This window comes from Paenibacillus cremeus (genome assembly GCF_007786445.1).
Taxonomy (GTDB): domain Bacteria; phylum Bacillota; class Bacilli; order Paenibacillales; family NBRC-103111; genus Paenibacillus_G; species Paenibacillus_G cremeus.
Map to the genome: position 1 here is coordinate 150442 of NZ_VNJI01000013.1, position 8277 is coordinate 158718.

An 8277-nucleotide genomic window follows, 5' to 3' on the forward strand; every position below is an offset into this window, starting at 1 on the left:
CCTTTATGCCGATGGGAGGCTTACGCTTCGTCGCCGTCTTTTCCATTTCCATTCATCTTGCCTAAGGAAGACCTCATTTGGGTATCGGCATCAATGTTTTTCAGGTTCATATAATCCATGACGCCAAGCTTTCCGTCACGCAGCGCTTCGGCCATGGCCAGAGGCACTTCGGATTCGGCCTCTACGACCTTCGCCTTCATCTCGATGACGCGCGCCTTCATTTCCTGCTCTTGAGCCACCGCCATTGCGCGGCGCTCCTCCGCTTTCGCTTGTGCAATACGCTTATCCGCTTCCGCCTGCTCTGTCTGCAAGTGGGCACCAATGTTTTTGCCTACGTCTACGTCCGCAATATCGATCGACAAAATCTCAAACGCCGTTCCGGCATCAAGCCCTTTGCCGAGCACCGTGCGCGAAATTTTATCCGGATTCTCAAGCACATCTTTGTGCGAATCGCTGGACCCGACGGTCGTGACGATCCCTTCGCCAACCCGCGCGATAATCGTTTCTTCTCCTGCACCACCGACGAGTCGGTCGATATTAGCTCGGACCGTCACACGCGCAATAACCTTTACTTCGATCCCGTTCTTGGCCACAGCGGATACGGTCGGAGTCTCGATCACTCGCGGGTTTACGCTCATCTGCACCGCCTGCAAAACATCGCGTCCAGCCAAATCAATCGCTGCCGCGCGTTCAAATTCCAAGTGAATGTCAGCTCGATGAGCGGCAATCAAAGCATTGACCACCCGGTCTACGTTACCGCCGGCCAGAAAATGGCTCTCCAGCTGGTTAATCGTCAGATCAATGCCCGCTTTCGTCGCCTTGATCATCGGATTAACGATGCGACTTGGAATGACGCGGCGCAAACGCATCGCTACCAGCGTAATAATACCGATCCGTACGCCGGAAGCCAGCGCCGAAATCCACAGCATCACTGGTACGAAGCTAAAAAATACGGACAGCGCAATAATAATTACGGCCACCAGCAAAAAGATGTAAACGATAGAATCCATTTCCTCATTTCCTCCTCTGGTCTCACAATAGGCTTTGGATCAGTAATCCAGCAAGCCTCATGGGTTAAACGGGGCCTTGCGGCTTCTCCCGCACAATGACTCGAACCCCTTCTACCTGAAGCACAACAATCTCGCGTCCCGCTGCAATGAAATCCCCTGCGGTAACGACATCCACCCGTTCCTCACCAAACATGGCCGTACCGGCTGGACGCAGCGGCGTGATCGATCGGCCTGTTTGCCCAATCAGATCCAATCTCGTAGGTGCGGCGGTGTAGCCTTTTTCCGTTGTCAGCTGCTCGCGTAGAATAAAGCGATTCCATACGCCGCGGTGCTTGAACACTCGAATGACAATCGCAACCACTATGATCGCCAGGACAAAAGCCAGCCCCAGGTTCAAAGCAGCCCGCTTCGTATTGTACGCCGCCATAATGACACTGCCGATCAAGCACGCCGCTCCGAGAATGCCGATGATACCGAAGCTGGACACGAATACTTCAATAATGAGCAGCAAAATCCCGATCGCGAACAGCACCAGATCCTCGACTCCGGCAAACCCTGCAATGTAATGGCCGAAGAAATACAGCCCGAAACCCAGCAAGCCCATGATTCCAGGCAGCCCGAACCCGGGGACGAACAATTCGATCGCCACGCCTGCAATGCCGAGGAACAGCAGCAGCATGGATACCCAAGGCTGCGTAATGAAACGGGCAAACTGCTCTGCACCGCTTAAATCAATCGTGACGACCGGATGCCCTTCGCCTCCAATAAATTGGACGACCTCCTGCAAATTCCCCGCCAGCTTCTCGGCATAGCCTACTTTGACCGCTTCTTCAGCCGTAAGGGAAACAATTTGTCCCTTCTGCACCGTACGATTGATCTGTGACATCGTCACGCCGGTGTTCTTGTCGACCATCGCTTCCGCAATTTGCGGATTCCGTCCGCGCAGCTCCGCTGCCGCTTTCATCTCGCTCGCCCAATGCGCCACTACCTTTGCGCTCTCCACCTCATTACCGCCCGCATCCACAACGGACGCGGCTCCGATCGAGCTGCCCGGCTGCATGACGATCTGATTGGCATTCAGCGCAATATAGCTGCCGGCCGATACGGCTTTGCCATGGACAAAAGCAACCGTTGGAATCGAGCTGCTCCGTACGAGCTGCCCGATCTCCTCGGCTGAATCGACTCTGCCGCCCAGCGTATCAATATCAAGCACTATGGAAACCGCACGCGCCTCCTGCGCTTCCTGAAAGGCCCGCTCCAAAAACCGCTGCAGCCCCGTTTCTATCGTAGAGTGCACGGGGATTACGACGACAGGCGCCGCTTGAGCCGGTTTACTGGGCTCTGCCGCCGCTGCTAGCCCCTCCGAGCTCTTGAGCATGATAAGCGGCAGGAGGAGCGCAAAGCCAAGCGTCAGCAAAATCGCTCGAGCCCGAAGCATTCGTCTTACCTGCAATCGCATCCAGATCACCTCCTTCTCGATTGTCGAATCAACCTACGTTCATAAGGTATTACGCAGCTTGCATTTTTTGGATTCAATTCTAATGTTAAAAAAAGAAACACCCCGGAATAATCGGAGTGTTTCTCATCGTTGTTAGGACAGTAACTGTTGAACGAACGTATTGACGGTTTTGCCGTCTGCCCGCCCCTTCACCTTCGGCATTAATGCAGTCATGACTTTCCCCATATCCGCTTTGGAAGAAGCGCCCACTTCTTGGATGGTCTGCTGTACAATGGCTTTTACTTCTTCTTCCGATAGCTGTTGCGGCATGTATTCCATCAATATTACAAGTTCAGCCTTCAGGTTTTCCGCTAAATCCTCACGACCGGCCTTTTCAAATTCTTGGAGGGAATCTTTCCGCTGTTTGATCTCACGATTAAGAACGTCAAGTACTTCTTGGTCATCTAAGGTTTTACGCTGATCAATCTCGATATTCTTGATAGCGGCACGAACCATACGGATTACGGAGAGTTTGAACTTGTCTTGGCTCTTCATCGCGAGCTTCATATCATCGTTTAATTTCTCGCTTAAGCTCATCGATTAAGCCTCCTAGAACTTTCTCTTGCGAGCAGCCTCTGACTTCTTCTTGCGTTTCACGCTAGGCTTCTCATAATGCTTGCGTTTCTTAACCTCCGCCAATACGCCATCTTTCGCGATGGAGCGCTTAAAGCGACGAAGTGCAGCATCTATAGTTTCGTTCTTGCGAACTCGAGTTTCTGACACCAGTTTTCCCTCCCTCCGAACAGACCGTCCAAGACGAAAAAAAAGACATTCATCAAACCCCATTATAGGTGAAACTGAAACTGGGTGTCAACCCAAATACGCAACTCTTTTAAAATTCTTTGGACTTGCCGTTATTTGGAATTTAAAGCACCCAGTTTTTCTCCGCCCAATAGGTGATAATGGAGGTGAAACACCACTTGTCCACTGTCTTTGCCGCAATTGTTGACAAGCCGGTACCCCGATTCCGAAACGCCCTGCTCCCGGGCGATCTGCTGCGCAGCCCGATGAATCTCGCCGATCAGAAACAGATCCGCTTCCTCGACGCCGTTCATGTCTGCAATATGTTTTTTCGGAATAATTAAAGTATGTACATTTGCAGCGGGTTGAATGTCATGGAAAGCTATGACATGCTCATTCTCGAATACCTTCTTGGAAGGGATAGTCCCCTCAACAATTTTGCAGAAAATACAATCCATCTTTGTCCACCTCCCTCATGGAAATTCTATCCTCTATCATACTGAATCGGCCGATAAAAATCCAATGCCTCTCGTCCCAAAGTTTATAGTAGACTCCGAGTCTAATTTTGCATATAATGAATAATCGTTTGGGATTAGCACATTCGGCTGCAGCTGACGCTGCAGCATATTCCAGGGGGATGCCATGAACAAATTCATGCGTGCCGCAACCCGTAAGAAACGGGACTATATGATGGAGGTCGCTCTCAAGCTCTTTATCGAACAAGGCTACGACCAGGTTTCGGTCGATGATATCATAGCCGCGACGCATACCTCCAAAGGAACGTTTTATCATTACTTCGCAGGCAAAGACGAAATTCTAAGAGAAATTCCCAAGAAGCAGATTGATCTGATTGTGGCCTGGTCGAGGCGCAAGCCGTCCCAGGTAACTTCGCTTGAGCATCACATTAACCGGCTCATGCTGGAATTGACGGAAGCCGTCGGACACTCCCCTAAGCTTATGAAAAGCTATTTGGCTTTGTCCCTGCAAAACGAAGGGTTGAAGCAAGCGCAAGAGGAGCTGAACCGGTGTTTGTTTGACAGCGTGCTGCGCTGGCTGCCGCATCCGGATAAAGCAAAGACACTTGTCTCATCCTACATGGGAACGCTAATCCTATGGTGTACGAAAGAAGAAGGCGACCTTACCGAGCTGATGCGCGGTCAGCTGTCATGGGTATGGTCGGGAATCCGCACGAATCTAGCCGCGGAACCGGTGCTCGCGGAGCCGGAACGGAAGGGAGAAAACATCATGAGAGTAGCCGTCATTGGCGGCGGACTTGCGGGACTGACTGCAGCCGCTTATTTATCGGAACACCCTATGACTGAGGGGGTGCTGTTTGAACGCAGTCCACAGCTCGGAGGCCGGGCATTTACTTACGAAAAATCTGGGTTTACGCTGAATTATGGAGCGCATGCCATTTATGGAATAGATCGCCATCAAATTTCCGTTATGGAACGGGAGCTTGGGCTGTCTTTCAGCTCGAAGCAGGTAGACAAACGAAGAGTTATGTATGCGAAAAACGATCAGCTGACACCTGCTCCGCTCGATTTTATCAATTTGATGCGGACCGAGCTGCTGAACCCGCTGCAAAAAATGCGGTTCGTCGGTGAAATTACGGCGATCATCGCCAATATCCATAACGTTCGCAATTACAACACGCTAGGCGACTACTTGGCGCAATCCGATGCGGACGAAGATGTGAAAGAGCTGTGGGAGCATCTGGTATGCTCCAATTTCTTCATCACGCCGGAAGAAGCCCGCAAGGTATCTGGTTCCGTCATCAGCGAATATTACCACAACCTCTTTCTGTCCAGCCGTCCGGTCAACTATGTGCTGGGAAGCTGGGCGGTCATTACCAATCAGCTTCGCCAGAAAATCGAAATTTCCGGCCGCTGGGACTTAGCGCTGCAAGAAGGCGTAGAAAGCATTCGCTATGAAGATAAGCGATTCGTACTGAAAACGAAAAATCGGGAAGAAAGCTTTGACCGCGTCATTTTCGCGATGCCGGTTCAGCAGGTTTGCAAGCTGCTCAAAGGCACGCCATGGGAGCCGTTCCTGGCCCCTTACGAAGATAACACGCCTACGGAGGTCATGGTTTACGATATCGGCCTCAAGCACGTAGTGGCGCGTCCGTTCAGCTATATCAGCGACATGGACAATAAGCTGTTCATTAGCGACGTCTCGGCTACCGACCATACGCTGGTTCCAGAAGGCGGTCAGCTGCTGCAGGGGATCGCGTACCTGAGCGACAACTTTGCCGATGAAGCCGAACGCAAGGCGTACCTGGACGATAAAACGAAGCAGATGGAAGCGTTGTTCGACCAGTACTATCCAGGCTGGCGCGATGCGACGGAAGTGAAGCGCGTGTCCAAGAAGGCGATGGTAGCCAGCGTGAAAAATATCGTCGGCAACGAGCTCTTGCCAAATCGGATCGAAAATGTGCCGTTCTACTTTTGCGGCGACGGTTGTACGGGCAAAGGCGAGCTCGCGGAACGCGCCTTCTCCAGCGCGCGCCAGGCGGCGAAAGCGATTATGGAGGATTTGAAGGTTCCGGCTCGGGTGTAAGGGAAAGCTATGCGCAATTATTTATAGACAGATGAAAAAAGCTCAATTCGGCTGTAATTTTCAGCGAATTGAGCTTTTTTGGTGTTTATAGGACTAGAGTATTCTTCAAGCTAATTTGTTCCATAATTGGACTACCTTGGTATATTGTACCTTGAGCCAGCTTTTGAAGGTTGCCTTCGTTTGGGTGGCAGTGTTGGTAAGAGCTCCGGTTATGGTTGTCACATTAGGTTCGGCCTGCTGGTTGATCGATGATTTCCCGCTGTTGCGAATTTGCACGGTGCGGGAAGCCCCGTCCCAGTTCACCGTACCGCCAAAGGCTTCCCCGACAAAGCGGGCAGGCACCATGGTATAGCCGTTGACCAGCTGAGCGGGCATTTCCAGCTTGACCGGCACGTTGTTCTTCAGCGCCGTACTGCTTCCGATTTGGATGGCTAAGGTGGTAGCCCCTTTTGTCGCGGTCGCCGTTTGGGTGGACTGATCCCACTTGACCGCAGCGCCCATCGACTCGAAAATGGCGCGAAGCGGCGTCAAGGTGTTCCCGTCCCGGATCACCGGCGGTTGTTCGAAAGCAAGATCTTTTCCATCCACGGCCACCGAGATGCCGGAGTTCAGAGGGAACGACTTGGAGGCTGTCTTTTCCCCAGCCCGATTGTAGACTGCGAGTTCAATAACAGAGCCATCGGGTACATCACCCGCTTGGAGCTCTAGGCCGAATGGCGGACTCGTTTGCGTCTCCAGCAGCTTGCCGTTTAAATAATACTCCAGCTTGCCGATATAAATATCCGGAATTTTCACAAATGGAGTTAGCTTGGTGCTCTTCGTAAAATACCGGTCTCCGCCCAGCGGAACGGTTCCTTGAAGATTGGACGGCTTCGCCCCATTTTCCACTTTGGTTAAGTAGTACGGCGAGGCAATCATTTTACTATACAGCTTCATAACGGCGTCGTTATCGCGAAGCAAATAATCGTTCATCGACTCGGTCATGCCCAGGTTGACGTTGAAATACGTGATCGATTTGAGGCGCGGGTATTTGGCCGGCATTACCTCATATAACCGCTGCAGATTCAAAAGCGCATAGTCAGTAAACGTCTCCTGAGGCAAATTCGCCCGGTGGGATACGGCGGTTTCGCTGAGCATGAGCGGTTTGCGGGCAGCGTATGTTTTGTACAAATAATCTAGACGCTCAATCGGACTCGTTGCCTGCATATTGGCCTGCTTCGGGTCGCCGTTCTCGTACGGCTCGGTATACAAGCTGACACCAACCCAATCTACATAGTCATCCCCGGGATAATACGCATCCATCGAGTACATCGGCACATCGCCGGGACTCCAGACCATCGCTACATTCGGCGCTTCCTGCGCCATGATGTCGTGCACCATTCGGAAATTCTGAATGTATTTCTGCGGATCGCCATGCCATACGACCCAGTTCCCGTTCATTTCACTGGCATACCGGAGAAAAATCGGTATTCCGGCTGCTTTCGCTTCCCGCGCCCAATCCCGAACGACCGCTTCCGTCACGGCATCCAGTCCGTTTGAAGGCTCCCAGGCAATTTGCATCGCTGCTCCCGCCTGCTTGGCTCGTGTCACATACTGCTTCGGAAACGGCTTGCCGACCTGGGTATAGGCGAGGTAGAGCGCGTGCTTTTTGCCGTAAAATTGCTCCGAACGGTCGTAAAAATTGAGCATTTGCGGATCTCGCTCGGTATACATGCCTATGTACGTCCCGTATTCCGGTTCGAATTTGGACAGCTTCCCGCTTGTCGGCGCTGAACGCGCCTTTAGTACTTCGGGATCGGAAACATTCATGTACAACTCGATGGTCGTGCGGATTTGCTCGGCGCGCTGCAGGTCTACGGCTCCCCAGTCTTTGCCGGCTTTGAGCCAATACTCGTTCTCCAGCTCGTAGTACCGAATCGCTTGATCATACGCCTTCGCATTATCGTAATATTCGTCGAGCCGGCCGCAAAACAACGCCGCATTCTCCCAATCTCCGATGGATGCGTAATGATCGACCAGAAACTTCCAGTGCGGAACGGCCGCTTCCGGTGTCCCCTTCGCCACTGCGGCATCCGCTGCCTGCCAATGATCCCAGATCGCATCGGCGTACGCCTTGCCAGGGTGAGATCCAACAGCCCCTAGGAACAAGCCAGCGCAAACTGCGGAGATGAGGATGGCTTTGGGAATCCGATTACTTTTATATTTATATAGCTTCATAGACGCTCCCCTTTTTGTATCTAAGGTTGTCTTTTTATTATACACGAGTGCAGCCGTGTCGGGTATAGAAATGGCGTGAGGAGCAGCAGGAGAGTCCTATTTTTGCGTAATCGGGTAGGAGGCTGCTCATTAATTGAGCAGCCGACCTCCCACACCACCGTACGTACCGTTCGGTATACGGCGGTTCCTAAGTTTACGTTGTGACTTGTCGGTAATAATCAGAAAAGAATAGGAATCCGAGTTCTTTGA

The 8277-nt window shown here is 52.0% G+C and carries 7 protein-coding genes; 1 reads left to right on the plus strand and 6 read right to left on the minus strand.

From position 1 onward, the window contains the following. Positions 1–20: 20 nt before the first annotated feature. The 5 genes from floA to FPZ49_RS13000 all read right to left on the minus strand — a co-directional run bounded on the left by floA (position 21) and on the right by FPZ49_RS13000 (position 3707). A complete protein-coding gene (gene floA / locus FPZ49_RS12980) occupies positions 21–1010 on the minus strand; it encodes a flotillin-like protein FloA (RefSeq protein ID WP_144847290.1) in 990 nt (329 codons plus the stop codon). 64 nt (positions 1011–1074) lie between these two features. Further along, entirely contained in the window at positions 1075–2469 is a 1395-nt protein-coding gene (locus FPZ49_RS12985) for an NfeD family protein (protein WP_144847292.1), read from the minus strand. Between the two features lie 132 nt (positions 2470–2601). Continuing rightward, a complete protein-coding gene (locus FPZ49_RS12990) occupies positions 2602–3045 on the minus strand; it encodes a GatB/YqeY domain-containing protein (RefSeq protein WP_144847294.1) in 444 nt (147 codons plus the stop codon). 12 nt (positions 3046–3057) lie between these two features. Beyond that, positions 3058–3231, minus strand: a complete 174-nt coding sequence (gene rpsU, locus FPZ49_RS12995; RefSeq protein ID WP_010491812.1) for a 30S ribosomal protein S21 — start codon at positions 3229–3231, stop codon at positions 3058–3060. Positions 3232–3362: 131 nt separating this feature from the next. After that, positions 3363–3707, minus strand: a complete 345-nt coding sequence (locus tag FPZ49_RS13000; RefSeq protein ID WP_144847296.1) for a histidine triad nucleotide-binding protein — start codon at positions 3705–3707, stop codon at positions 3363–3365. 184 nt (positions 3708–3891) lie between these two features. Between FPZ49_RS13000 and FPZ49_RS13005 the strand changes: the two genes are divergently transcribed. Continuing rightward, positions 3892–5811 carry an FAD-dependent oxidoreductase gene (locus FPZ49_RS13005; RefSeq protein ID WP_144847298.1) on the plus strand — a complete coding sequence of 640 codons (1920 nt, stop codon included), beginning with the start codon at positions 3892–3894 and terminating at the stop codon, positions 5809–5811. A gap of 105 nt (positions 5812–5916) precedes the next feature. On the opposite strand, the gene FPZ49_RS13010 is transcribed toward FPZ49_RS13005, so the two are convergent. Further along, a complete protein-coding gene (locus FPZ49_RS13010; protein WP_144847300.1) occupies positions 5917–8028 on the minus strand; it encodes a stalk domain-containing protein in 2112 nt (703 codons plus the stop codon). Positions 8029–8277 lie beyond the last annotated feature (249 nt).